Origin of the sequence: Collinsella aerofaciens, from assembly GCF_020709435.1 — a bacterium.
Classification (GTDB): domain Bacteria; phylum Actinomycetota; class Coriobacteriia; order Coriobacteriales; family Coriobacteriaceae; genus Collinsella; species Collinsella aerofaciens_AU.
Genome location: NZ_JAJFDP010000001.1, coordinates 171,442 through 196,517, shown reverse-complemented (window position 1 = coordinate 196,517; position 25,076 = coordinate 171,442). Strand labels below are relative to the sequence as shown.

Below are 25,076 nucleotides of genomic sequence, written 5' to 3'. Positions count from 1 at the left end.
TCTACACGTCCCTCCTTACGAACGTTCCTTCGTGGTTATACGAGCAGCGCGCATGCGCGGCCTGCGCCGACGTCGGATCGACAGCGGCGACGTCGCCCGCCTCGAGCTCGCGCAGGCGCTCGGCAATGCCGGCCTCCACGCGGTCGAGTAGCGCATCGAAGTCCATGTTGCCGCCCTCGCCCGGAAAGCCCTTCTTGAGGCCCGGGATGCGACCGTCGCCGCGCTCTTCCTCGAGCAACTCGGCACTTGCGGCACCACGCAGCGCGGGCTTGCCGCCCTTGGTCGAAAAATAGAGCGCAGCACGGGTATCTAGGCCCAGCGCCCGACGCATGGCCTGGGCGTAGATGAGTGTCTGGGTATGGGGCGGCAGCCAGCGCGGGTCGTCGATGGGGGCCTCGCCCGACTCCTCGTCGCGCACCGTGGGGTCGGCGAGCTTAAACTCCTCGACACCCGAACGATGCTTGTAGTCGATTACCACGGCGCGATTCTCGGCATCCACGTCAACGCGGTCGATGCGCCCACCGAGCGGCCAACCGGCATACTCGACCTGGAGCTCGTTGAACGCAAACTCCAGGTAGCGCGGTGCGAAGGGCGCGAGCGCCTCGGACTCGTAGGCGAGCACGCCCTCCAGTTGCGGCAAGATCTCGGCCGCCTGGCGCTCCTCCACTGGAGAGAGCGGCACCAGCGGGCCCTCGGTACCGCGCTTGCCGGCGTGCTCGGCCAGGGTCTCGGCAAAGACCTCGTGCAGCAGCTCCTTCGCGCGCGGCAGATTCATGGGCGTCACGCGCTCCATGCCCTCCTGCGGAAGACGTGCATGCAAGTGCTCCAGCACGTCATGGACAAAGTTGCCCTTCTCCATGTTGCCAAAGCCCGCATCGATGGACTGAGGTTTGACGCGATACGAGACGAACCAGCACAGCGGGCAGGTGGAATAGGCCTCGATCTGCGAGGCGGACGTCAGGCGCGGCACGAGCGGCGCGTCCTCGCCCTCGCCATCGCGACGACGCAGGACCAAATACGGCACGGCCTCGGCACTCAGATGCTGAGGGGCTTCACAGGTCACGCGCTCGCGCTTGAGACCTTCGCCTGCCGCGGGATCGAAGTCCTTTACGATATCACCCTCACCCACGCACTTCGCCTTGTCGGCGCCAGCGGCTTTAGCGTCACCAGCGGTCTTAGCGTCGTCAGCGATCTTAGCGCCGTCAGCCTCGGCATGCGCCCGCAACTCGGTCCACACGGCAGCCGGATAGCACTCGCGCGCCTGGCGATCGTGGGTCACACGGGCGAGCGTAACCGGGCCGCGTGACGCCTGCATCGCGTGGCCAAAGCGCGCGCGCAGCAAGGCCGCGGGCTCAAGCGTCACGCCCTCGCGACCAAGGCTCGCCGTCAGCGTGGCCAGCGGCCCCTCCTCGTGCGAGAGCGGATAGCTGTCCAGATCGACATCGGCAAACAGCACGGCATCGTAGCTGCCGGGGCGCAGAGCTGCCGCATCGGCAAGCGAAGCAAAACGAACCTGAGCACGTGGCGCACGGTCAACCTCGTAGGTCTCGTAATCGTAGGCGGTGCTACGCTTGTCCACCTTGGTGCGAATGCCATCGAGCACGGGCACGGTCGCGGCCTGCGACACGTCGAGCACGCGGGCGCCATTCATAAGGATGTCGATGACGTGGCGCAGCAAGGCCACCTCCGCCTGGCGACGAGCCTGACCGTCAAGGCCTCCAAGGGCGCGATCGGGCAACGCCTCGGCAACGGCAAGCATGGCCTTGAGCGCCGTCACGGGCTTGTCACGCCACAGCGCCTGGAACACGTCCGAAACCACACACGGTACGTTCTTAAACCAGTTGTCGTCGCTCGCCGCCTTGCGCGCGCCCCTCACCTGGCCTTGGACACTCTGCAGCAGGCTCTTAACGCTCGCGGTAGTCTTGCTACGCGAGAGACGCATATTCTTATCGAAGGCACGGGCATTGACGGCATCAGCGCCCGAAAGCGGACTGTAGATCCAGTCGGTAAGCTCCGGCGCGGGCCACCACTCGGTCTTTGACGCCGTGCCCTCATCGGCGGCCTTCATGCGCTCGATCAGGCCGGCAAGCGCCGCAAACTGCCTGCCCGCAATGGATTGGGAAAACGCCGTGAACTCAGTTGTCTCGGCAGCGATATGGCGAGCCGCCAGACGAGAGGCGAGCTCACCGAACAGCTGGGGTGCCCGGGCAGAAACGACGAGCACGCGCACGGGGTCGGCAGAGGCGCCGGCGGCGGCGTTGACCTCGGAACCCCGGCACGTTTTTACCAGATCATCAATTGCGTCCGCATAGACATGAGCACGGGCATGGGGACCGGCGACCTCAATAAAGACAGGCTGAGCGGCAGTCCCGCAAGCGACATCAGACGCGACGGCGTCCTCCCCCAGCGGCGCGATCTCAAACAGCACACCGCGGGCATCAAATGCCGCGGCAAGCTCCTCGCGCATCGCCGCCTGCTCGCGGGCAAGCAGCACGACGACCTCTCCCCCATTGTTCGCCACGGCAGACAGCAGCTCGAGCAGGCCGTGCGTAAACGACGTGATACCGCGCACGCATACGGCGCGGGTACACGCCGGCAGGTTATCGGCCAGGGCACCGGCCATAATGTCAGCTGCCTCGCAGGGCTCGACCATGTCTCGACGGTCCAAACCGCCCGCGTAGGCACGCAAAAGCTCGAACACACGAGCCTCGGCATCGCTTTTTGGCTCAGGCTGGCAATTGTTGCCACGGCATCGCTCGGCACCCGTCCCCGCCACACCCGGCAGCACATCGCGGGCCATGCGCGCAAGCATGCGCACCGTGCCCTGGCTGCGCGAAAGCGGCTGCAGGTCGGCATCGTCGAGGCGCGTGACCATGTCCGAGAACAGCATCTGGCGCTGCAGGTTGTCGACAAAACCGCGCCCGTCGCCCAAAAGCTCCCAAAGCGAGCGAAGCCACGATGTAGGCGTCTTGTAGTCGATACCCAGCGAAATCCCGGCTTCCGCCGCATCATGACGGCACAGGTCGAGCTCGGCAAACGTTGGCGCCAGCAACACGGCACGCCCGTGGCGGGCAATAAGGTCGGCAAGCAACGCCGACTCGGCATCGCTCAAATCCGTGCCGGCATTGGTGGTATAGATTCGAACAGGCATGGTCCTCCGCTCAAACTGTTCGCAATAATCAATGTATCCATCCTACCCGCCCAAGCGGACACATTTGCCCCACGCCAACAGATTTGATCCCTTGGGGACGGAGGAAAACGGATCACCGGGTTAGACTGACCCCCTCGATGATCCGTTTTCCTCCGTCCCCAAGGGATCAAAAAACCGCCCCCGAAGGAGCGGTTTTACACAATCCGTTTTGGCGCGGCCTACTCGCCATCCTCCAGCTTGATGAGGATCTTGCGGTAGCCACCGTACTCGCCGTTGAGCGCCTTGGACACACGGCTCACCGTGGTGGACGAAGCGCCGGTACGTGCCTGAACCTCGACATAGGGCTCGCCCTCGTCCAGGTAACGCGCGACCTGCAGACGCTGCGATAGATCGCAAATCTCGCGCGGCGTGCAGATATCGGTCAAAAACGCTTGGATATCCTTCTCGTCGTCCAAAAGGCTAAATGCGTGGACCAGCTGCTTGACATCAGGCTTGTCAAACATGTTCTCGATATTCATCGATCACCGCCAAACCCGCCAAAAGGCATCGAAGTTGATACTGACATCGGGCATCGTTCGCCCGTTCTATGCAATAGGGCAACGCCTGTGGCTTTTGCCCGTAGCAGTTTAGCACACCACCAAACTAAAGCGACAAGACTCTCTGCCAGCGGCGCGTTTTTTAGGACGAACGCCGGTTTGAAACCGAATGCGCACGCAAGCTCCACGAATATCTGAGACAATGGGCGCCCAAACAGGACCGTGCCCGCGCATCTATCCGAGTTGCAAAGGCATGCGCCTCTCACGCCTCTTTGCCACGTCTTGCGCAAGAAAGGATCTCCACCATGCGCTTTTTGCTCAACTGGCTTTTGACCTCAATCGCCATCGCGATTGCAACGTTTCTCGTCCCCGGCATTCAGCCCTTCGGCATGGCCGATGCCTGGGTCTGCTTTGCCTTCGTGGGACTGTTCCTCAACATCGTCGACTCGCTCGTCAAACCATTCCTGACGGTCATCTCACTGCCGCTCACTATTATCACGCTTGGTATTTTTCAGCTCGTAGTCAACAGCTTTATGCTCGAGCTGGCCAGCTACCTGTCGGTCAATCTGCTGGGCGCGGGTATCTCCATTGCCGGCTTTGGATCGGCCTTTATGGGCAGCATCCTGGTATCCATCATGCGCAGCATTCTCGACAGCGTCGCCAGGAACTAAAGCGACCGGATACGGACCGCCACAACACGCCAAAACGAAGGCCGCCCATCGCAACGATGGGCGGCCTTGTCATTTGCCAAGCCTCAGAGGGCAAGAAAATCGATCATTTCTACCCCGTCCCCAAATGGCAGGTGGGACTAGATGACGTAGTCGTAGCCCTCGTTGGGGGCGACGAGCGCATCGAGCGTCACGCCGTCGAGGTAGTCGTTGATGAGCTTGTCCAGGTTCTTCCACACGTCGAGCGTGGGACACTCATCCGAACGCGAACAGCCCTTGCAGTCGCCGTCCAGGCATGCGACCGGCGCCAGGCTGCCCTCGGTCAGGCGCAAGATCTCACCCACCGTGTACTGCTCGGGCGGGCGCGTGAGCACGTAACCACCGCCCTTGCCGCGCATGCCCGAGAGCATATTGGCGCGCACGAGCGTGGCCAAAATGTTCTCCAGATATTTCTCCGAAATCCCCTGACGCGCAGCGATCTCTTTGAGGGGAATACGGCCCGCCGCCTGGTGCTCGGCCAGGTCGACCATAACGCGCAGGGCATATCTGCCCTTTGTGGAAACCAACATATATATTGCTGCCTTTCGGTCTTTTAATCCGTAGAAATTCTAGCCGAAATATTGGTATTGAAAATACCTATTCCCGTCAAGATGGTTAATCGACTCGTAATAATCTTCTATTTCCTATTGCATTACTAGGCTTTACTGTCTACTATGCTTGCCAACAGCAAAACGAACAACCTATAAGGTTTGTGGGTTTCGCTGTTACACACACCGTAAAACCACACGGTATCCAGTCATTCGAACACTTTGGAGGTTCACCATGAGCAATGTTTACACGTCCATCGATCAGCTTATCGGTCACACTCCGCTTCTGGAGCTCACTCACTTTGAGGCCGATGAGGACCTCAAGGCCCGCGTGCTCGTCAAGCTGGAATACTTCAACCCCGCCGGGTCCGTCAAAGACCGCGTCGCCAAGAACATGATCGACGAGGCCGAGAAGGCCGGCAAGCTTGTGCGCGGCGGCGACTACACCATCATCGAGCCCACGAGCGGCAACACCGGCGTCGGCATCGCCTCGGTGGCGGCCGCCCGCGGCTACAAGGTGATCATCACCATGCCCGAGACCATGTCCGTCGAGCGCCGCAAGCTTATGCAGGCATATGGCGCACAGCTCGTACTCACCGACGGTTCCAAGGGCATGAAGGGCGCTATCGCCAAGGCCGAGGAGCTGCAGAAGGAGACGCCCAACAGCATCATCGCCGGCCAGTTTGTGAACCCCGCCAACCCTGCCATTCACAAGGCCACGACCGGCCCCGAGATCTGGGATGACACCGACGGCAAGGTCGACATCTTCGTCGCCGGCGTTGGCACCGGCGGCACCGTGACCGGCGTGGGCGAGTTCCTCAAGGAGCAGAACCCCGAGATTAAGGTCGTCGCCGTTGAGCCCGCCACCTCCCCGGTGCTCTCCAAGGGCCAGGCCGGCCCGCACAAGATCCAGGGCATCGGCGCCGGCTTTGTGCCCGACGTCCTCGACACCCGGGTCTATGACGAGATCATCCCCGTCGAGAACGAGGACGCCTTTGCCACCGGCCGCGCCGTGGGCCACAAGGAGGGCGTGCTCGTGGGCATTTCGTCCGGCGCCGCCGTGTGGGCCGCACTGCAGCTGGCCAAGCGCCCCGAGAACGAGGGCAAGACCATCGTGGCGCTGCTCGCCGATACCGGTGAGCGCTACCTGTCCACGGCACTCTTCCAGGACTAGGGCCCGTCGCCCATAGGTTGAGCTCAGGGACGAGCCGGCCTCCTCTCTCCCGGCAGTCTGAGCCCATCCCATCAGGGTGTCCCACGAGACGTCCGAACTTGCTACAATGTCTGCGGCGCGGAACCAGCCTCCCGCGCCGCTTTTCTTTTTTGGCCACATGCCACCAAGGAGAACCTCCCCATGCACAACAAGCGCGTGCTCGTCGCCATGAGCGGCGGCGTCGATTCCAGCGTGACTGCCTATCTGCTCAAAAGCCAGGGCTACGAATGCGTCGGCGCCACCATGCGCCTCACCTGCCCCGTGCCCGATCCCATCACGGGCATGAGCAAGGTCGACCGCGACATCGCCGATGCAAAGGCCGTCGCCGAGCGCCTGGGGATACCCCACCATGTGCTCGACCTGCAGCAGACCTTCGACCGCAATGTTATCGAGCGCTTCGTGACCGCCTACCAGGAGGGGCTGACGCCCAACCCGTGCATCATCTGCAACCGCCATATTAAGTTTGGTGCGCTGCTCGATGCGGCGCTGGATATGGGCTGCGACTACATCGCCACAGGCCACTACGCCAAAACGAGCCAGTCGTCCGACGGCACCTGGCAGCTGCACCGCGGCGAGGACCCTAAAAAGGACCAAAGCTACTTTTTGTATTCGCTCACACAAGAGCGCCTGGCACGCACGATCTTTCCGCTGGCAGGCCTAGACAAAGAACGCGACGTGCGCCGCATTGCCGCCGAGCAGGGCTTCATAAACGCCAAGAAGGCCGAGAGCGAGGATATCTGCTTTATCGCGGACGGCGACTACGCGGGCTATATCGAGCGCCGCTGCGGACATGCCGCCGAGCCAGGCGACATTGTGTGGCGCGACGGCAGCGTGGTCGGACGCCATAACGGCGCGCTGCGCTATACCATCGGTCAGCGCAAAGGCTTGGGCGTCGCGATGGCGCATCCCGTGTACGTAACGGGCGTCGACGCCGCCAGCAACATTGTGCTTCTGGGCGAGGCCGAGGACCTGACGGCCACAGCGCTCACGGCCAATGACTGGATCTGGAGCGCGCCGGACGCACGCATGGAGGCCGAGCTGGATGCCGGCGGCATTCGCGTAGGTGCCAAGTACCGCTACCGTCAGAAAGACCAGGCAGCGACCCTTACGCGTGACGAAGACGGGCAAATGCTGCTAACTTTTGACGAGCCGCAGCGAGCCATCGCCCCCGGCCAGGCCGTTGTAGTCTACCACGGCGACATCGTCCTCGGCGGCGGCACGGTGACCGGCGCACTTAAGTAGCCCCATCCCCTTCATAAATTGCGGTGAAATAGGGACCGTTTAAGCGTTTAAAACCGCCAAACAGTCCCTATTTCACCGCAACTTAGAGAGGACGGCCTCGGTCGGTACTGCCGTATCAGCCGAGGCCGCTGCATCGCTAGCGCTGTACGTAGGCGCGGACGAGCTCGAAGGTGTTGCGCACGCCGTCCATGTGGCTACGCTCGTAGTTGTGGCTCGCATACACGCCGGGGCCGATCAGACCATGGCGAATGTCGTAGCCGGCAGAGAGCGTGGCTTCGACGTCCGAACCGTAATGCGGATACACGTCGATAGCGTAATCGAGCTCAAGCTCGCGCGCGATATTGGACAGCGCCGTCACCAGGTCGTAGTTGTACGGACCGCCCGAATCCTTGGCGCAGATCGACACCATGTGCTCGGTGCAGCCTAGGTCGTCGCCCACGCAGCCCATGTCAACGCTGATCATCTCGCGCGTGTCGGCCGGCACGAAGGCGCCGCCGTGGCCCACCTCCTCGTACACGGTAAAGAGCAGCGAAACCTTACGCGAAAGCATCACCTCGCCAGCGGCGACGGCACGCGCCAAGCCCAACAAAATGGCGGCCGATAGCTTGTCATCCAGGAAGTGGCTCTTAATGTAGCCGCTCTCCGTCACCGTCGTGCGAGGATCCATAGCGATGATGTCGCCGGTCTGAATACCCAGCTCGAGCACATCGTCCTTGCTGTCGACGTTCTCGTCGAGCAAGATCTCCATGTTCTTCTCGATGGTCTTGACCGGCTCGTCGGCCACGTGCGCCGAAGGCTCGGTGTTAAGAACCACGCCCGTGTAGACATTGCCGTCGCGCGTGTAGACGGTGCAGTTCTCGCCATCGGCCGTAGACCACTGATGCCCACCGAGCGTCGTGGGGCGCAGGCGGCCATTGTCCTTAATGGAACGCACCATGGCGCCTAGGGTATCGACATGGCTCGCCAGTACGAGCGGCTCGCCCTCGCCGCCAAGCTCAACGAGCACGTTACCCTTATTAGAACGCTCAGGCCCAAACCCCATATCGCGCAGGGTCTCCATCAGATAATCAGTCGCCGCACGGGTATAGCCGGTAGGCGAAGCAATAGAAGTCAGCGTCTTAAGCTGTCCTGCGATATAGGAGAGCGTCTCCTCTAGAGAAGCATCAAAATTAGAAGTCATATGCATCCTTCCAAGTAAAACTAAGACCGAGTCCCGATTTTAACCGTTCTGCACGTGCAATGCCCCAGGAGCCGAGCCGCCTCCAGACGTCCCCGCACCGGTTTTGTGCACGTGCACGGTTTACAATCTCAATCTTGCATAAATCCTATTGGTATTTGCATAGAAATGAGGTATCTTTTTGCTTCGTCTCAGGGTGCCCCACCTTGGACCGTGCAAAAAACGGAGTATTCAGCACCGTGGGCCCCAACGGCCCCATCACGAACGACAAAACGACGCGGTTACAGCAGTGTTGCAGGTCGTCGCAAAGCAGAAACTCAGTAACAACCCCCTCCACTCATCGATAGCCCGCCCACAATGGCTGTCGATGGGCGCCTGCGGATCACTACCGCCCATTCACAACGTTATGCATTTTTAAGAGCTTGTTGAATACTCCCAAAAATGCACGCAGGGAAGTGCACCACCTATCCGCAGCGGGCAGTACGCCTTGGTTTTGTCCGCCTCAGGGCATCGACGCAGCACAAAAAGCCCCGCCGTGCGTAGCACGGCGGGGCCAGCGGCAAGTCAAAAAGCGACCGCACACCTACAGGCGAAAGAACACCAAACGAGGCTAGGCAGCCGGGCAGATCTTCTTGAAGAGCTCGATGACGTCGTCGAGCGTCGCCTCGCGCGGGTTACCCGGGAAGCAGGCGTCGGCCATGGCGTCCTTGGCCAGGACCTCGATCTCGTCAGCCTTCATGGCCTCGCAGACGTGCGGGATGTTCACGTCGGCGGAGAGCTGCTTGACGGCGGCGATGGCGGCGTCGGCGGCCTCATCGGTGCTCATGCCCGTGGTGTCAACGCCCATGGCAACGGCAACCTTGGCCAGGCGCTCGGCGCAAACCGGCTTGTTGAACTCCATGGCAATCGGCAGCAGCATGGCGCAGGCGACGCCGTGCGGGGTGTCGTAGTGAGCGGACAGGGTGTGAGCCATGGCGTGGTCGATGCCCAGGCCAACATTGGAGAAGCCCATGCCGGCGACATACTGGCCAAGAGCCATGCCCTCGCGGCCGGAGCCGGGCTGACCGGACTTGGCCTCGGCGACAGAGTCGCGCAGGTTCTCGCTGATCAGCTTAATAGCCTCAAAGTGGAACATGTCGGAGAGCTCCCAAGCGCCCTTGGTGGTGTAGCCCTCGATGGCGTGGGTCAGAGCGTCCATGCCAGTGGAAGCGGTCAGGCCGGCAGGCATGGAAGCCATCATGTCGGGATCGACGACAGCAACCTCGGGGGCATCGTTGGTGTCGACGCACACGAACTTGCGGACCTTCTCGGGGTCGGTGATGACGTAGTTGATGGTCACCTCAGCGGCGGTACCGGCGGTCGTCGGCACGGCGATGGTGAACACGGCGTGGTTCTTAGTGGGAGCAACGCCCTCGAGGCTGCGGACATCGGCGAACTCGGGGTTGTTGATAATAATGCCGATGGCCTTAGCGGTGTCCATGGAGGAGCCGCCACCAATGGTCACGATAGCGTCAGCCTCGGCGGCCTTGAAGGCCTCGACGCCGTCCTTGACGTTCTGGATGGTGGGGTTGGGCTTGATCTCGGAGTAGAGGCTCCAAGCGATGCCGGCGGCATCGAGCTCATCGGTCACCTTAGCGGTAACGCCAAACTTGACCAGATCGGGGTCGGAGCAGACGAAGATCTTCTTGTAGCCGCGACGCTGGAGCTCGCCGGGGATCTCCTTGATGGCGCCGGAACCATGATAAGAGATGGTATTGAGAACGAAACGATTAGCCATTGATAGCCTCCCATCGTGTGCGGGGCATCCATTACGCCCCACGCTATGAGTCCCATCCTAACGCTTTTGAAACAAAAAACGCGTGAGAACGTCAAACTATTTAAAGCGTTTCAACAGACGATGAAAAATATTGCGGCAAAGGGACAGCCCCTTTGCCGCATTCGGTTACTTTCGGCAGCCCTCTTTCCAAGCCTCGGCCGCAACCTTCCAGCGTAAGCGCAAGTCGCGCTCGCGGTCGATGAACATGATGGCAAACGCGACAAACAGCAGCAAGCTCGCCACGACGATGGCGTGCAGGCCCATGCGCTCAATACACCAGTTGCCCAACACGGCGCCAAACACAAAGGTAAAGATCACGCCAAAGTACAGCAGGCCGTTTTCCAAAAAGCCGCGCCTGTGGGTGATGATGTAATCGTCCACGTTTTGCAGCGCGTTGCGCAAGTTGCCGATGCACATGGTCGTAGCGATGCCGTGACCGTGGATCTTGCGGAAGCTCTCAACTTGCATACCGCAGGCAAACGAGGTGAGGCAGTTGGCGAGCAGGTTGAAATTGCCGCCGGGGATAAAGCTCACGCCCAGCAAGATAACGGCTTCAAAGAACACCGTCACTTGGCGCCAGTGAATCACGCTGCCAAACCGCTCGTGTACCAGATCGGCAAGCATAATGCCCACGGCAAACGACACCACGGGGAAGAAATAGCGTCCCGCAAGTGCCCAGTTGCCCTCCGAGATGCTCACGCCCACGAGCAGGATGTTGCCTGTCTGCGCGTTGGCGAAAACATGATCGCGCCCAATGTACGAATAGACGTCCATAAAGCCACCGGCGAGCGCCAAGATAATGCCCAGCTCGATGGACTCCGATATCTGTTTGGCACGCTGCATCGTCGTGCATCCTCCTTGTTGACGACTCTCTCGTGCGTTGGCGGAAACATAGCCGCCGTTCATACTGTAACCCATTGACAACATGGCGTGCGCGCGAGACGGGTTCTCCAACGCGCAGATACACAGTCTGGAAACAAACAGCGGGCGCGGCGCCGACACCCGACGCCTCGTGTACTCCACCAGTCTTTTTAGCGCCGTCCCAAAAAGACTGGTTACAATTACGTGCAGCATACAGACACCGGGAGGGATCGTGGCAAAAAAGCCTCAGCACGCTCAGAACAACCAGCGCAGTCAACAGGGCAAACAGGGCCAGCAGCAAAAGCGTGGCGGTAAGGCGCAGGCCACGGTCGCCCGCACCAAGCATTCCCAAGCGACGCCCGCCCGCCCCTGGCGACCGGGCCGCGATAAGTTCCTCCCCGTCAGCCGCGCCGACATGGATGCGCGCGGCTGGGACCAGTGCGACTTTGTCTACATCTGCGGCGACGCCTACGTGGACCATCCCAGCTTTGGTATGGCCATCGTCAGCCGCGTCCTCGACGCACACGGCTACAAGGTGGGCATCATCTGCCAGCCCGATTGGACCGACCCCGCCAGCATCACCGTGCTCGGCGAGCCGCGCCTGGGCTTTCTCGTCAGTGCCGGCAACATGGACTCCATGGTCAACCACTATTCGGTGACCAAGCACCGCCGCCACACCGACGCCTATACCCCCGGTGGCGAGGAGGGGCACCGCCCCAATCGTGCCGTCACGGTCTACGGCAACCTCATCCGCCAGACGTTCAAGGACGCTCCCATCATCATCGGCGGTATCGAGGCAAGCCTGCGCCGCCTGGCCCACTACGACTACTGGCAGGACAAGCTCAAGCGCTCGGTGCTGCTCGACTCGGGCGCCGACATCCTCATCTACGGCATGGGCGAGCACGCGGTTGTCGAGATCGCCGACGCGCTCGACGCGGGGCTGCCCGTCGATCAGATCACCTATATCAACGGCACCGTCTACCGCACGGGTTCGCTTGACGAGGTCTACGACTACGACCTGCTGCCCAGCTGGAACGACCTTGCCGCCGACAAGCTCAACTACGCACGCAGCTTTAATGTGCAGCAGCAGAATATGGACCCCATCACCGGACATCGCCTGGTAGAGCCCTATCCCAACAACGTCTATGTGGTGCAGAACCCGCCATCGGCGACGCTCACCACCGACGAGATGGACGAGGTGGCCGAACTCCCCTACGCACGCGATTGGCATCCCGACTACGACGCGGCGGGCGGTGTGCCGGCCTTTGCCGAGATCAAGTTTTCCATTAGCTCCAACCGCGGCTGTTTTGGCGAGTGCTCGTTTTGCGCCCTCACCTTCCACCAGGGTCGCGTGCTGCAGATGCGCAGCCACGACTCGATCATACGCGAAGCCGAGCTGCTCACGCGCGATCCTGAGTTTAAGGGCTATATCAACGACGTGGGCGGACCGACGGCAAACTTTAGCCGCCCTGCCTGCGACAAGCAGCTCAAGCATGGCGTGTGCAAGAACAAGCGCTGCCTGTGGCCGAGCGTATGCAAGAACATGGTGGTCGACGAGAGCGGCTATACGCAGTTGCTGCGCGACCTGCGCCAGCTGCCGGGCGTCAAGAAGGTCTTCGTCCGCAGCGGCATCCGCTTTGACTACACCATGGCCGATGCCTCGGACGAGTTTTTGCGCGAGCTGCTGGAGCACCATGTCTCGGGCCAGCTGCGCGTGGCACCCGAGCACGTGAGCGACGCGGTGTTGTCCGTGATGGGCAAGCCGAGCCGAGCCGTCTACGACGCGTTCTGCCGTAAATTTGAACGCCTGAACCGCGAATACGGACTCAAGCAGTACGTAGTGCCGTACCTAATCTCGAGCCATCCCGGCTCAACGATGAAGGAAGCCGTGGACCTTGCCGAAGCCGTGCGCGACATGGGCTACATGCCCGAGCAGGTGCAGGACTTCTACCCCACCCCGTCCACCATGTCAACCTGCATGTACTACACCGGCGTGGACCCACGTACCATGCAGCCGATCTACGTGGCACGCGACCCGCACGAGAAGGCCATGCAGCGTGCGCTCATCCAATACCGCAAGCCCGAGAACTACAAGCTCGTGCGCGAGGCGCTGGAAAAAGCCGGGCGTCGTGACCTGATCGGCTACACCAAGCATTGCCTGATTCGCCCCGTGCCGCCGCGACCGGGCGAGACGTCTGCTGGCGGCGGACATGGCGCCGGCAATAAGGGCGGCAAGGCCCACGGTGGCGCTGGCGGCGCCGGCAAGGGGCCTAAGGGCAGCAAGGGTCACGGCGGCATGTCGCGCGCGCAGAACACTGCCGGCCGCAACCGCGCGGCCCAGGGACGGCAGGGCGCCAACGGAGGCGGCAGGCGCAACTAAGGCAGCGGTGCCGTCGCTATGTCCGTCTCGCATGCGTGGCGCAGTGAGCGCATCGCCTCCACGAGGATGATGCCGGCGATGGCAACCGTGACCGCCACGTCGAGCGGCGTGTTCACAAACCAGAGCATCGTCATGAGATACGACCCGGCATTAAAGGCAAAGTGCAGCAGAATCGTGTAGCAGAGCTTTCCGGTGGTCACGAGTACCCAGCCAAAGATGAGGCCGGCGGCACCCGCATAGCAGCCCTGTACCCAATTCATGTGCATAAAGCCGAAGATTGCCGCCTGCAGCACAATCGCCGCGGCGACGCCCCAGGTACTCGGGGCCGCCCAGGGCACTATGGCGCCGTCCTGCGCGTTCGCGCGGCGCCGGCGCTTCCAGAGCGAACGGCACTGTGGATTAAACGCACGCAGCGAAAACTCAAAGATGATGCCGCGCACCAGGAGCTCTTCGCAAAACGGAGCGCCGAGCACTGTGGTCAAGACCGCAAGAAGGCTGGTATCGCCCATGCCCGTCTCCTCGACGAGATCGCTATAGTCTGCCGCGACCTCGGGCAGCAGCGACAGTACGCCGTCGCATAGGTAGCTAATGACCACCTGCATGGATAGGCCGATCACAACAATGCAGACAATGCGCTTCCATGCCGCGCCTGCTCCCCCGCCGAGTGGGCGTTCGCCTTGCCGGCGCGCCATGAAGGAGCGGGGCCACAGATAACGCCACCACAGCAGCGCCATCAAAAATGACGCCGTCTGAGCGGCAGCCTGAAACCATTGGATATCGAGATTGTCGACCGGGAAACCTGTCAGCGCCGACACGATGTCCAACGCGGAGAACAAAACCATGCTCAGGGCAATATCGGCAGCGACGACGCCAAAACAGGCAAGCGCCCAAATCATCGCATTGAGCATGCCAACCTCCTCCCGACGACTAGTCATTGGGGACGTTCTTCAACGACTAGCTGTTGGGGGCACTCTTTGCCAAAGGCCCCGTTGGGCGAGATGTCAAACGGAAAGGTGCCGCAGCGATTGAACGCGGCGATAAACATGCGGATGGCGTTGGACGGCGTGGTGCCCACGAGCTGGGTTGCCGCCGCGAAGGCTGCCTTCTCCTCGGGCAAGACCTTCGCGACTACGGGGGTCATGTGTTCTGCCATGGCGCTTCCTTTTTGAAACGACGGTGGTGCGGATAGATGCGGGCCACGCGGCTGGGCGACGGGCTGTGAAGGCAACCCGATTGACCCGCATCTGGAGTTTGTTTCTGCGGCGTTGGTATTACTTGGTATTCCTAAGTATTACCCCGCAGATAGAATACCACACCAGACCCCATGGGGACGGAGGAAAACGAATCATTTTGTTGCTGAGTTAGTTTTTAGAGCGTGATGATGTCCGAGATATCGAGGGCCTGAGCGTCGGCGGCGTCGTGCGTGGCAAGCAAGAGCGTGCGGCCGTCGAGCAGGTCGAGCACGACCTTGGTCGTCGCATCGCGCGCGGCGGCATCCAGGCCGGTAAAGGGCTCGTCAAGAATCACCGCGCCGCCCGGGCACAGCAGGGCTCGAGCGATCTCGACGCGACGGCGCTGCCCGCCCGAAAGCTCGGCCACGCGAGCATCCACATCGACTCCCGGCACCAGCAGGCGCAGCAATGCCGCGGCGCTCGAAGCATCCACGCGCGCATCGGCGCACACCAGCACGTTATCCAGCGCCGAGGCGGACTCGGCCAAGCGTGCATCCTGAAACACCATCGAGCACGGCGCGGACTCCCCCGCCGCTAGCGCAAGCAGCGTCGACTTGCCCGCACCCGAAGCACCCATCACACAGATACGCCCGCCCGCGGGCACGTTGAGCGCCAGACCGTCCAGTGCCGGAGCCCACGGCGCACGATCGCCCACGGCAAGCGCAAGCTCCGCTGCAGTGCCATCGCTCGCAGCCCCCGCACGCCCGCGCAGTCCATGCCCATGCGCCCGCACGGCCGCGCTCCACGCCACGGGTCCCGAAACCCGCAGCAGCCACACCAGCACGCGCTCACACGCCCACGAGGCGGCAACGACCAGCACGGTCCACGCCAGCAAATCAGCCGTCTCAATCAAAAGCTTTGCCTGATAGATGCGCTCACCCACGGTGCCCACCGCCATGCCGATCAGCTCGGCTGCCACGCCGGCCTTCCAGCTCATGCCGATCACGGCGCGGGCGCACGAAAGCACAAACGGCAGGACTTCGCGCCAGGTATGGGCGCAAAACAGGCGCCAGCCGCGCACGCCATGCAGACGGAACATCTGCTCCAGCGGTTTATTCACCCGTGCCAAGCCCTCGGCCAGCGAAAAATACACGCCCGGCAGCGCCATCAAAAAGACAGCGGCGATGCTCACGCGCGCCGATCCCAACCAAATAAGCAGCAGGACCACCACGCAGGCGACCGGCGTCGCCTTTACAAACGACAGCGCCGGAGCCACCAAGTGCGCGAACGCCCGCGACCGTGACGAAATCCCGGCAAGCACGCCACCACACACCGCGGCAAGCGCCAGCCCGCCCAGTATTCGCGCGCCCGAGCCCGCCAAAATCGTCCAGGTGCCGCCATCGCACACCAGGCGCAGCAGCGCCAAGGCAACAGCACCCGGACCCGGCAAAATCAGCGGCTGTGCCACCAGCGCCGCCGCGAAGACCCACACGGCAAGCCAAAAGGCGGCGACGGCACCTGCTGCCGCCACCGCCTTCATACGCTCTGTCATTTGTCGAGCAAACACACGCACGGGCTACTCCATGTAGTAGAAATCGTCAGCCGGAAGTTTACCACCCACGGCGCTCGCGCCCGCGTCGGCCAGCACCTGCAGATACCCACTAAGTGCCGCCTTCATATCCTTGCCCGTCTGGCACACAAGCATGCACCCGGGAATCGCCTTCTCGGCAATCTTGGCGTTGTCCACGATGCCAGCATCGACCACGGCCTGCGCCCAGTCTGCCGGCGCCGCATTGACGGCCTTAACGCTCGCCGCATGGCAGCGCAAGAATTCCGCCACGGCCTCGGGATGCTCCTCGGCAAAGGCACGGCGCACCACGGTTACGCCCGTCAGCAAACGGGAGCCCGTGTCGCCCGCCAGCTCATCCCACACATCGGTCAGGCTTACCGGCGCCGACAGCTTGCCTCCGCTCTTTGCAATGGCAGCGGTCTTGAAGGGCTCGGGCAGCACGCCCACAGCAGACGGATCGGCAAGCAGCGCCGAGAGCACCTCGGTGGGCTCGCTCTTAAACTCAAGCGCCACCTGACCGGTCAGGCCCGCGCGCTCCAGCAGATAGTTCATGACGTACTCCGGCGTGGTGCCCTTGCCCGTCATATAGACGGTATGGCCCGCCAGATCGCCAAACGAGGCCACACTCGCGTTACCCGTCACCACGTTCAGCACGCCCAGCGTGTTGATGTCGATGACCTGCACCGCACCCTCAGTCTTGTTGTAGAGTACGCTCGCCACGTTGGCGGGCACCAGGGCGATATCGATATCGTCCTGAATGACCTTGGGCACAATCTCATCGGCGGCAGTATTGATCGCAAAGTCGAACTCATTGTCCGTCTCGCCATCGGCTGCCCGGTCCATAAACTGCACCAGACCAATCGAGGTCGGCCCCTTGAGCGAGGCGACGCGCACCTCGACCGGCTCTGCAGCAGCACCGGCGCCGTCCGTGGCAGCCGAGTCCGCGGCGGACCCGGCACCGGCAGCCCCGCCGCCACAGCCCGCGAGTGCAAGCGACAGCGCACCCGCGGCAAGCGCCGAGGCAAACCCCCGGCGCGACAGCTCAAAATCAAACGCGCGCATCGCTAGCACGTCCCCTCGTTAGGCATCGTCCATGCGTGATGGTCGGTATGCAGCAGATCCTCAGCCAGCGACGAGAGCGGCTCGCCCAAGAACTCGCGGTAGCACGCCTGGACATCGGGATTCTCGTGCGAGAAACGAATGTCCGCAGCGGCATCCAGACCCCACAGCACCTGGCCACGCTCGGCTGCCAGCTCGCAGCCGTCGTGGATGGGCTGACCGCCGCCACCGACGCAGCCGCCCGGGCACGCCATAACCTCAACGAAGTCATAGCTCACGCGGCCGTCGCGAATCGCGTCGAGCAGACGGGCAGCGTTGCCCAGCCCGTGTGCCACGGCGACGCGCACCTTGGTGCCATCGATATCGGCCACGGCCTCCTTCCAGCCGTCCAGGCCGCGCACATCGGTAAAGAAGTCGGCGTCGGGGTTCTTGCCCGTCACCAGGTAATAGGCCGAGCGCACGGCGGCCTCCATCACGCCGCCCGTGGCGCCAAAGATCACACCCGCACCCGTGCCAAAGCCCAGCGGCGTATCGAGCGGCTCCTCAACTAGCGTATCCACGCTCACGTGGCTCGCGCGGACCATGCGCACCGTCTCGCGCACCGTCAGCGCAACGTCCACATCGGGCGTGCCGCCCTCGCCCACCATGCTCGGCAGCGCGCACTCGGCCTTCTTGGCCGTGCACGGCATCACGGACACCACAAACAGGCGCTCGGGCTCCACGCCCAGCACCTTGGCGTAGTAGGTCTTGGCGATGGCGCCGAACATCTGCTGCGGCGACTTGGACGTGGACAGGCTGTCGACAAACTCCGGGTAGCGCGCCTTCACAAAGCGTACCCAGCCCGGGCAGCAGCTCGTGAACATGGGCCAGCCGCGGCTGTCGCCCTCACCCTTAGCGGCGGCGCCCAGGCGCTCGAGCAGCTCGGAGCCCTCCTCCATAATGGTGAGGTCGGCCGAGAAATCGGTATCGAACACATACTCAAAGCCTACGCGGCGCAGCGCGCAAGCCAGACGCTCGACGGTTGCCTCCTCGCGCGGAATGCCGAGCTCCTCGCCCCAAGCACTACGCACGGCCGGCGCGATCTGCACCAGCACGATCTTGTCGGGATTAGCGAGCGCGTCAAACACGGTCTCGGTGTCGTCGCGCTCGCGCAGCGCGCCCGTCGGGCAATGCGTGATGCACTGGCCGCACGCGACGCAATCGGTCTTGCCGATCGGCACGCGCCCGCGGGTGCCCACGGCGGTATGCGTGGCGCGGTTGGTCAGGTCCCAAATCCCTAGGCCCTGTACGCTCTCGCACACCTTGATGCAGCGCATGCATTTAATGCACTTGTCGTTTTCGCGGATGATGGGGAAATCGAAATCCCAGCCCTCGCCCGCCAAATGCCTTTGATACGGCAGATAGAAAATGCCCAGGTCGTTGGCAATGGTCTGCAGGTTGCAGTTACCGCTGCGCACACAGCTCGTGCAGCGTGAATCGTGCTGCGAAAGCAGCAGCTGCACGTTGGTGCGGCGCGCCTCGCGGGCCTTGGGGCTGTTGGTGTGGACCACCATGCCATCGAGCACGTAGTTGTTGCAGGCGGCAACCAGCTGGTCGCAGCCCTCAACCTCGACCACGCACACGCGGCAGCCGCCGATCTCGTTCAGATCGCGCAGGTAGCACAGGGTGGGAATCTGGATGCCGACGGACTTGGCCGCGTCCAGGATCGTGGTGTGCTCGGGCACCACGACCTCGCAATTATCGATAGTGAGCTTGACCATATTGAGTGCTCCGCTTTCGGTGTTATCGCTGACAGTGGGGTTGTTGAGCTCTACCATTCCAGGTTCCTCCCTCCGCGGAACGCGCCAAAACCAAAGTGGTCGCAACGCAGGCAGCGGCTTGCCTCCTGGCGCGCCTCCTCCTCGGTAAGGCCCTGCTCGACCAGATTCCAATCGTGAATACGCTCGCCGGCCTCGCGCTCAGCCAGCTCGCAGCGGCCGCACTCGTGCTTGCCCTTAAACTGAACGGTCGGCAGCTCCACGTCGAGCTTGATCTTGTGGTCGAAGCCCAGATAGCGGTCGATGTTTGCCGAAGCCACGCGGCCGGCGTTGATGGCACGGATGACGGTGGCGGGGCCGGTCTGGCAGTCGCCGCCGCTAAAGAGGCCATCGAAGTTGGGCACGGCACCGTCCGAGTCGGTGACCACGCAACCCCACTTGCAGGCGATGCCCATGTCCTCAAACGGCTTGGAATCGATGTCCTGGCCAATGGCGACAAACACGCGCTCGCAGGGGATGACGCGCTCGGGCGTAGCGGCGGCACGCGGAGCCGGACGACCGCGGCGGGGCTCGCCGATAATCTGCGGTTGCACGCGCAGGCCGCTCACGCGACCATCTTCGCCCGTCTCGATGGCGAGCGGCGCCGTGAGCTCCAAAACCTCGCAACCCTCGGCCTGGGCGCCGGCAATCTCGGCGTCCTGGGCCGTCATATCGCAGATGCGACGGCGGTAGACGATGCTCACCTTTTCGGCACCGCAGCGCACGGCAGAGCGCGCCACGTCCATGGCCACGTTGCCGCCGCCGATGACGCACACGCGCTGGCCGCTCAGGTCGGGCAGCTCGTCGTCTCCGATGGCGCGCAGCATCTTGACGGCCGACTCCACGCCGGGCGCCTCTTCACCCGGAAGGCCGAGCTTCTTGTCGCTATGGGCACCGATGGCCAGGTAGACGGCATCGAACTCGTCGCGCAGGCGAGCGAGCTCCTCGCCGTTCACGGAGTGATCGAGCTCAACGTCGATGCCGGCGCTCAAGATCCAGTCGATCTCGGCCTGCAGGCGCTCGCGCGGCAGACGATAGCTGGGGATGCCGTAGCGCAGCATGCCGCCCAAGTGGTGGCGCTGCTCAAAAATGGTCACCTTGTGGCCCATCACGGCCAGGTAGTAGGCACAGGAAAGGCCAGCCGGGCCGCCGCCGATCACGGAGACGCGCTTACCGGTGTTGTCCACTACATGCGGCTTGTGGTCGTTGAGGTCACTGTGCTCAACGGCAAAACGCTTGAGGGCGAGGATGTTCATGGGGTCGTCGACCATGCCACGGCGGCAATGCATCTCGCAGGGATGCTCGCACACCAGGCCGCAAACGAGCGGCAGCGGGTTATTCTTGCGGATGACCTTGACGGCATCGGCATAGCGGCCGGCCTCGACGAGCGAAATGTAACCGGGAATGTCGACATGCGCCGGACAGCCCGAGACGCACGGGACGCGGGCCTCGCGGTCAAAGCCACAGGAGTGCTCGCGGATGTGGTGCTCAAAATCGTCACGGAAACCGCGGATAGCCGTAAGCGCCATGGCGCCGGCCTCGTAACCGATGGCGCAATCGCTCGAAAGATAGATGGTGCGGGCGGTGCGCTCGATCAGATTGAGCGTGGACTCGTCGGCGCGGCCCTCGAGCACATCGGCGAGCAGATCGCTCAGCGCGCTCAGGCCCACGCGGCAGGGCGTGCACTTGCCGCAGCTCTGGGTGGAGCACAGGTTGACGAGCGCTGCCGTAAACTCAACGGGACACGGGGCGAGCGAACTCACCGCCAGACGACGTCCGAGCGCATCGTGCAGGTCGTCCATGACGGCCTGAGCGTGGCTGCGTTCCATTACGTGCAGTCGAGCCATAAGATCCCCTCTCACATGGCAGCCCGGAGGCGAGGCCGGGCGAAATTGCTACACGCACAACACTGACCTAAAAAGTTGTGAGGTCTCCATACGGTTCGGCAGGCGGTATAAAATGTCACCCTCAGCGGTGAAATAGAACATTACCGCAGATAAATGCCATATTTGATAAAACGCGTTACCAAATTGCAATATTCAATGTGAAAAAGAGCGCCTTACTATTTTTCCTTTTTGATCCGTTTTCCTCCGTCTCCTTCGGATCACATGATCCCTTGGGAACGGAGGAAAACGGATCGTTTTTGGTGCAAAAGGGCCAGGTTTGTTTGCACCAATCTCACTTGCGCTAGATGAAGAGCTCGCATTCCTTCCGCGCGACGCAAACCTTGCTCAGCATCTGGGAAACAGCGGATAGTTTGTTGGAATCAAGCTTGCGAGCACCTCGCGGACATACGGCGATGCAGCGCATGCAGGAGATGCACGCCTCGCCAGCTGCTCGTTTGGGGTCACTCTTGTCGATAGCGCAAACGGGGCACGCCGCGGCGCATGCACCGCAGGAGACACAATCCTCTGTTGCCTCGGGTGCCATGCGGTGACCTCCGGCTTGTTTATAAGGACGATTGCCGGGGATAGAGGGCCCGGACGCATCCTCAGCCAACAGCTTTTGCTGAATTTGCTGCGCAAACTCTGCGAGCTGCGCCGCATCCTGCGCATCCGGTCGCCCAGCAGCAAACTGACGAGCAACGGAATGCTCAGCAATAGCAGAAACCGCTGTAACAACCCTAAATACGGCGCGCTTCGCAACGTCCTCCAGCTCTACGAGCGTGTCCTCAAACGCGCGGTTTCCGTATACGCAAACCAAAACAGCCCGAGCCCCGTTGCCGCGCACCATGCCCAACCGGTCAGCCACCACAGCCGGGATTCTACCGGCATACGCCGGCACAGAGATTACGGCCACGTCGTCCTCAGTCATCGAGACAGCGCTGAAATCTAGCCCGCTATCGGCCAGATCGACGGTAACGGTATTCTTGCCCAGTGCCCCGGCCACAAGGCCAGACACCTTCCGCGTTCCACCCGTCGGACTAAACACAATTTCGAATACGCTCATCGAGGCACCCTCCCCTACGCCTGGCAACGCGTCAAGCCGCTTTCACATCCAGCCAGAGTATACGGCGCATGGGATCCCCGTTTTGGTGCACCAAGCACCCCAATGCACCCACCCTACGCTGTCTGCCTCTTCGTTTTGTATAAATTACGGTACAGATTGTATATATTTACGGGATACCGCCGTGTTCTCCCGAGGTACCCCATCCTGGCCCGTGCAAAAAACGGAGTATTCTGCAACGTGACCGCGCCAGCAATACCCCGAGCGGGCAAACCTTTAGGGCGCTGCGTCATTTTGGGTTCCGACATGGCGAGAATGACGCGCCCCTGCTCCGGAAAACGACGAAATCTGACTCAGAACGCTCGCTAGGGATATCCGAAAGCCACCGTTGGCGACGTCAAATCATATGCAGACAACTCGAACTGCAGAATACTCCAAAAAATGCACGGCGCACCCCATGGGACCCATTGCCGCATGGTAGGAAACAGGCCCACGGCATCCTCTAGATGCATTCCCGAGGAAATCACATTTGAACTAGCGATCGGATACGGCAAACAAAAAGGGCCCCGAGCGTAGTTGCTCGGGGCCCTTGGTTCACCTCGCTCTAGCGGGCGATGCGTATGTTACTTGCGCTTGCCGCCGCCGTCACCGGGGCGACGGGAGCTGCCGCCGCGCTTGCCGCCACGACTATTGCCATAGCTACCACGATTATCGCGACCGCCGGCACGGCCGCCGCGGGAGCCGGCCTGGTTGCCGCCACGCCCGCCACGATAGCCGCCACGACGCTCCTCGCGGGTATCGTCGTAGTTGCGCCAGTCATCGCGACGATCGCGGCTGGCACGCGGGTCACGACGATCACGCGACTCGTTAGAACGACCAGCGCCGCCGCGGCCGCCATTGCCGCGAGCACCCTCGCGACGCTCGCCGCCGCGGCTACCGCGCTCTTCAAAGCGCTTGCCGCCACGGGACTCACCGCCACGGGCAGTACGCTCACCGCGACCCTCGCCGCCGCGACGCTCATCACGGCCGCCGCGCTCGTCATCACGACCGGAACGCCGGCGGTCGCCCGCACCGCGCTTGCCACCGCGCGAACCGCGGCCCTCGTCCTCGCGCTCGACACGACGACGACCGCCGCGGTCCTCGTCCTCACGACGACGGCGGTGTGCCTCGCCCTGGAACTGCTTGGCACGACGCTCGGCACGGTTGCCGCGCGCAGGCTGCTCAGCGGCACCAGCACCGCCGCGCTCCTCGGCAGCTACCTCGCGAGCCACGCTCTCAACAGCCTCGTCCACGCGAGCCTGAACGCCCTCGCGCACGCGGGTCTTGCCGCCGCGCTTGGGACGGCTCGGACGCTCGCCGTCGCCGCGGCGCTCGTCGCGACCGCGGTTGGAACGACCGGCAACATCGCCGTAATCGTCGCCGTTGCGCTTGCCGTCGCGACGCGCCTGCTCAAGCTTCTTCTTGCTCTTGGACTTGCCGCGCTTAGTCTTCTTCTTCACCTTAAAGGCCGCAGGGTCGCGCTCGGGATCAACCGCAGGCGGGTTGGGACCCACATGCAGGTCGCCGGCTTCGTAAATATCGGCCGTCTTGTCCATGAGCTTCTCGATCTCGTAGAACTCATCGACGTCCTGCTCGGTCACAAACGTAATGGCCCAGCCCAGCTCGCCGGCGCGGCCCGTACGGCCAATGCGGTGGATATAGTCGGTCGGCTCGGCCGGCACGTCAAAGTTCACGACGTAGCGCACGTCGCTAATGTCGATGCCGCGGGCGAGAACATCGGTTGCCACCAGCACGTCGACGGTGCCGTCGCGGAAGGCAGAAAGCGCGCGCTCGCGCTGGGCCTGGCTGCGGTTGCCATGAATCGCGGCGGCCTTGATGCCCTTACGCTCCAGACGACGGCAGCAGCTGTCGGCGCGATGCTTGGTGCGCATAAAGACGATGGTGCGCTCCGGGCCCTCCTTCTTGAGGAACTCGGGCAACAGGTTATTCTTGGCCTCGATGGACACCGGGAACACAAACTGGTCGACGGTGTCGGCGGTCGACGTGGCGGGCGCGATCTCCACGCGAGCCGGATCGCTCACCAGGTCGGTGATCTCGCCCACGGCCTCCTCGTCGAGCGTCGCCGAGAACAGCAGCGTCTGGCGCTCGGCCGGCGTCTCGCGCACAATGCGGCGGACGGCGGGCAAAAAGCCCATGTCGAGCATGCGGTCGGCCTCGTCGAGTACCAGCACCTTGACCTCGTTCAGGTGGCAGGCGCCCTGCTCGATCAGGTCGACCAGACGGCCCGGCGTGGCGACCAGGATATCGCAGCCGTACTTGAGTGCCGCGGTCTGCGGCTTGTAGCTCACGCCACCCACGACGGTCACGGCGACATGGCCGGTGACGTCGGCGATCTTGCTCGCGACCTCGTCGATCTGCTGGGCGAGCTCGCGCGTGGGGGTGATGACGAGCATCACGGGGCCGCGGCCGTTGCCCTCGGGCTTCTTGGCACCGCGACGGCGGTTGCGGCCGCCGCGCTCGCGCACGGGTTTGGGCGGAGCAATGTGCTCCAGATTGTTCATGGTCGGCAGCAAGAAGGCGGCCGTCTTGCCGGTGCCGGTTTGAGCGGCGGCAAGCAGGTCGCGACCCTCGAGCACCACGGGGATCGAGCCGGCCTGCACGGGCGTCGGCGCCGTGTAGCCCAGGTTCTCGATAGCACGGAGTATCTCGTCCGAAAGCCCCAGCTCGTTAAAGGCGGGCAGGCTCTCGGTAGCGGACTCGACGGCCTGGGCAGCATTGGCCTCATCGGCGGCATCGAAGGCAGCCTGGGTCATGGCCTCGCGGGCCTCGTCCAGAATCTCGGCGTCCGTGACGTCGGATACAGAATTACGCATATGTTGTTGTTCCTTATCTGCACGCGCAA

18 protein-coding genes are annotated in these 25,076 nt (G+C 62.7%); 4 read left to right on the top strand and 14 right to left on the bottom strand.

Annotated elements, in window-relative coordinates; genetic code table 11:
- Position 1: 1 nt before the first annotated feature.
- Together LK493_RS00895 and LK493_RS00890 are read right to left on the bottom strand one after the other, a co-directional pair.
- Positions 2–3,151 (bottom strand): PD-(D/E)XK nuclease family protein, encoded by a 3,150-nt coding sequence (locus tag LK493_RS00895; RefSeq protein WP_227789802.1) that lies wholly within the window; start codon positions 3,149–3,151, stop codon positions 2–4.
- A gap of 218 nt (positions 3,152–3,369) precedes the next feature.
- Positions 3,370–3,669 carry a YerC/YecD family TrpR-related protein gene (locus LK493_RS00890; RefSeq protein WP_022094855.1) on the bottom strand — a complete coding sequence of 100 codons (300 nt, stop codon included), beginning with the start codon at positions 3,667–3,669 and terminating at the stop codon, positions 3,370–3,372.
- Positions 3,670–3,992: 323 nt separating this feature from the next.
- Between LK493_RS00890 and LK493_RS00885 the strand changes: the two genes are divergently transcribed.
- The gene (locus LK493_RS00885) at positions 3,993–4,358 is read left to right on the top strand and encodes a phage holin family protein (RefSeq protein WP_227789801.1); all 366 of its coding nucleotides are present in this window, start codon (positions 3,993–3,995) and stop codon (positions 4,356–4,358) included.
- A gap of 137 nt (positions 4,359–4,495) precedes the next feature.
- On the opposite strand, the gene LK493_RS00880 is transcribed toward LK493_RS00885, so the two are convergent.
- Positions 4,496–4,924, bottom strand: a complete 429-nt coding sequence (locus LK493_RS00880; RefSeq protein WP_055250949.1) for an RrF2 family transcriptional regulator — start codon at positions 4,922–4,924, stop codon at positions 4,496–4,498.
- Between the two features lie 253 nt (positions 4,925–5,177).
- Here LK493_RS00880 and cysK point away from each other — a divergent pair, with 253 nt between their 5' ends.
- Entirely contained in the window at positions 5,178–6,116 is a 939-nt protein-coding gene (gene cysK, locus LK493_RS00875; RefSeq protein WP_195502781.1) for a cysteine synthase A, read from the top strand.
- 57 nt (positions 6,117–6,173) lie between these two features.
- Positions 6,174–7,397, top strand: a complete 1,224-nt coding sequence (gene mnmA / locus LK493_RS00870; RefSeq protein ID WP_227789885.1) for a tRNA 2-thiouridine(34) synthase MnmA — start codon at positions 6,174–6,176, stop codon at positions 7,395–7,397.
- Between the two features lie 136 nt (positions 7,398–7,533).
- Here mnmA and LK493_RS00865 read toward each other — a convergent pair whose 3' ends face one another.
- From LK493_RS00865 to LK493_RS00855, 3 genes are all read right to left on the bottom strand, one after another.
- On the bottom strand, positions 7,534–8,577 hold the full coding sequence (locus LK493_RS00865) for a M42 family metallopeptidase (protein ID WP_227789800.1): 1,044 nt from the start codon (positions 8,575–8,577) through the stop codon (positions 7,534–7,536).
- Positions 8,578–9,184: 607 nt separating this feature from the next.
- Positions 9,185–10,351 (bottom strand): lactaldehyde reductase, encoded by a 1,167-nt coding sequence (fucO, locus tag LK493_RS00860; protein ID WP_022094861.1) that lies wholly within the window; start codon positions 10,349–10,351, stop codon positions 9,185–9,187.
- A 165-nt stretch (positions 10,352–10,516) separates the two neighbouring features.
- Positions 10,517–11,233, bottom strand: a complete 717-nt coding sequence (locus LK493_RS00855) for a YoaK family protein (protein WP_055310199.1) — start codon at positions 11,231–11,233, stop codon at positions 10,517–10,519.
- Between the two features lie 250 nt (positions 11,234–11,483).
- Here LK493_RS00855 and LK493_RS00850 point away from each other — a divergent pair, with 250 nt between their 5' ends.
- The gene (locus tag LK493_RS00850) at positions 11,484–13,631 is read left to right on the top strand and encodes a YgiQ family radical SAM protein (protein WP_227789799.1); all 2,148 of its coding nucleotides are present in this window, start codon (positions 11,484–11,486) and stop codon (positions 13,629–13,631) included.
- Here LK493_RS00850 and LK493_RS00845 read toward each other — a convergent pair.
- From LK493_RS00845 to LK493_RS00810, 8 genes are all read right to left on the bottom strand, one after another.
- Complete coding sequence (locus tag LK493_RS00845; protein ID WP_227789798.1) at positions 13,628–14,539, bottom strand: CPBP family intramembrane glutamic endopeptidase; 912 nt, start codon at positions 14,537–14,539, stop codon at positions 13,628–13,630. The two genes, LK493_RS00850 and LK493_RS00845, sit on opposite strands and share 4 nt — an antisense overlap.
- A 23-nt stretch (positions 14,540–14,562) precedes the next feature.
- The gene (locus tag LK493_RS00840) at positions 14,563–14,784 is read right to left on the bottom strand and encodes a type II toxin-antitoxin system RelB/DinJ family antitoxin (RefSeq protein ID WP_161144799.1); all 222 of its coding nucleotides are present in this window, start codon (positions 14,782–14,784) and stop codon (positions 14,563–14,565) included.
- A gap of 215 nt (positions 14,785–14,999) precedes the next feature.
- Positions 15,000–16,376: an ATP-binding cassette domain-containing protein gene (locus LK493_RS00835; RefSeq protein ID WP_227789797.1), complete on the bottom strand. Its 1,377-nt coding sequence runs from the start codon at positions 16,374–16,376 to the stop codon at positions 15,000–15,002.
- A gap of 3 nt (positions 16,377–16,379) precedes the next feature.
- Positions 16,380–17,435, bottom strand: coding sequence for an ABC transporter substrate-binding protein (locus LK493_RS00830; RefSeq protein WP_227789796.1), 1,056 nt, complete (start codon positions 17,433–17,435; stop codon positions 16,380–16,382).
- Positions 17,436–17,437: 2 nt separating this feature from the next.
- Positions 17,438–19,249, bottom strand: a complete 1,812-nt coding sequence (locus LK493_RS00825) for a [FeFe] hydrogenase, group A (protein WP_227789795.1) — start codon at positions 19,247–19,249, stop codon at positions 17,438–17,440.
- Entirely contained in the window at positions 19,243–21,075 is a 1,833-nt protein-coding gene (locus tag LK493_RS00820) for an NAD(P)-binding protein (protein ID WP_227789794.1), read from the bottom strand. The genes LK493_RS00825 and LK493_RS00820 overlap by 7 nt, the downstream gene beginning before the upstream one ends.
- A 340-nt stretch (positions 21,076–21,415) precedes the next feature.
- Positions 21,416–22,117 carry a 4Fe-4S dicluster domain-containing protein gene (locus LK493_RS00815; protein ID WP_227789793.1) on the bottom strand — a complete coding sequence of 234 codons (702 nt, stop codon included), beginning with the start codon at positions 22,115–22,117 and terminating at the stop codon, positions 21,416–21,418.
- 680 nt (positions 22,118–22,797) lie between these two features.
- Positions 22,798–25,047 carry a DEAD/DEAH box helicase gene (locus tag LK493_RS00810; protein ID WP_161144803.1) on the bottom strand — a complete coding sequence of 750 codons (2,250 nt, stop codon included), beginning with the start codon at positions 25,045–25,047 and terminating at the stop codon, positions 22,798–22,800.
- Positions 25,048–25,076 lie beyond the last annotated feature (29 nt).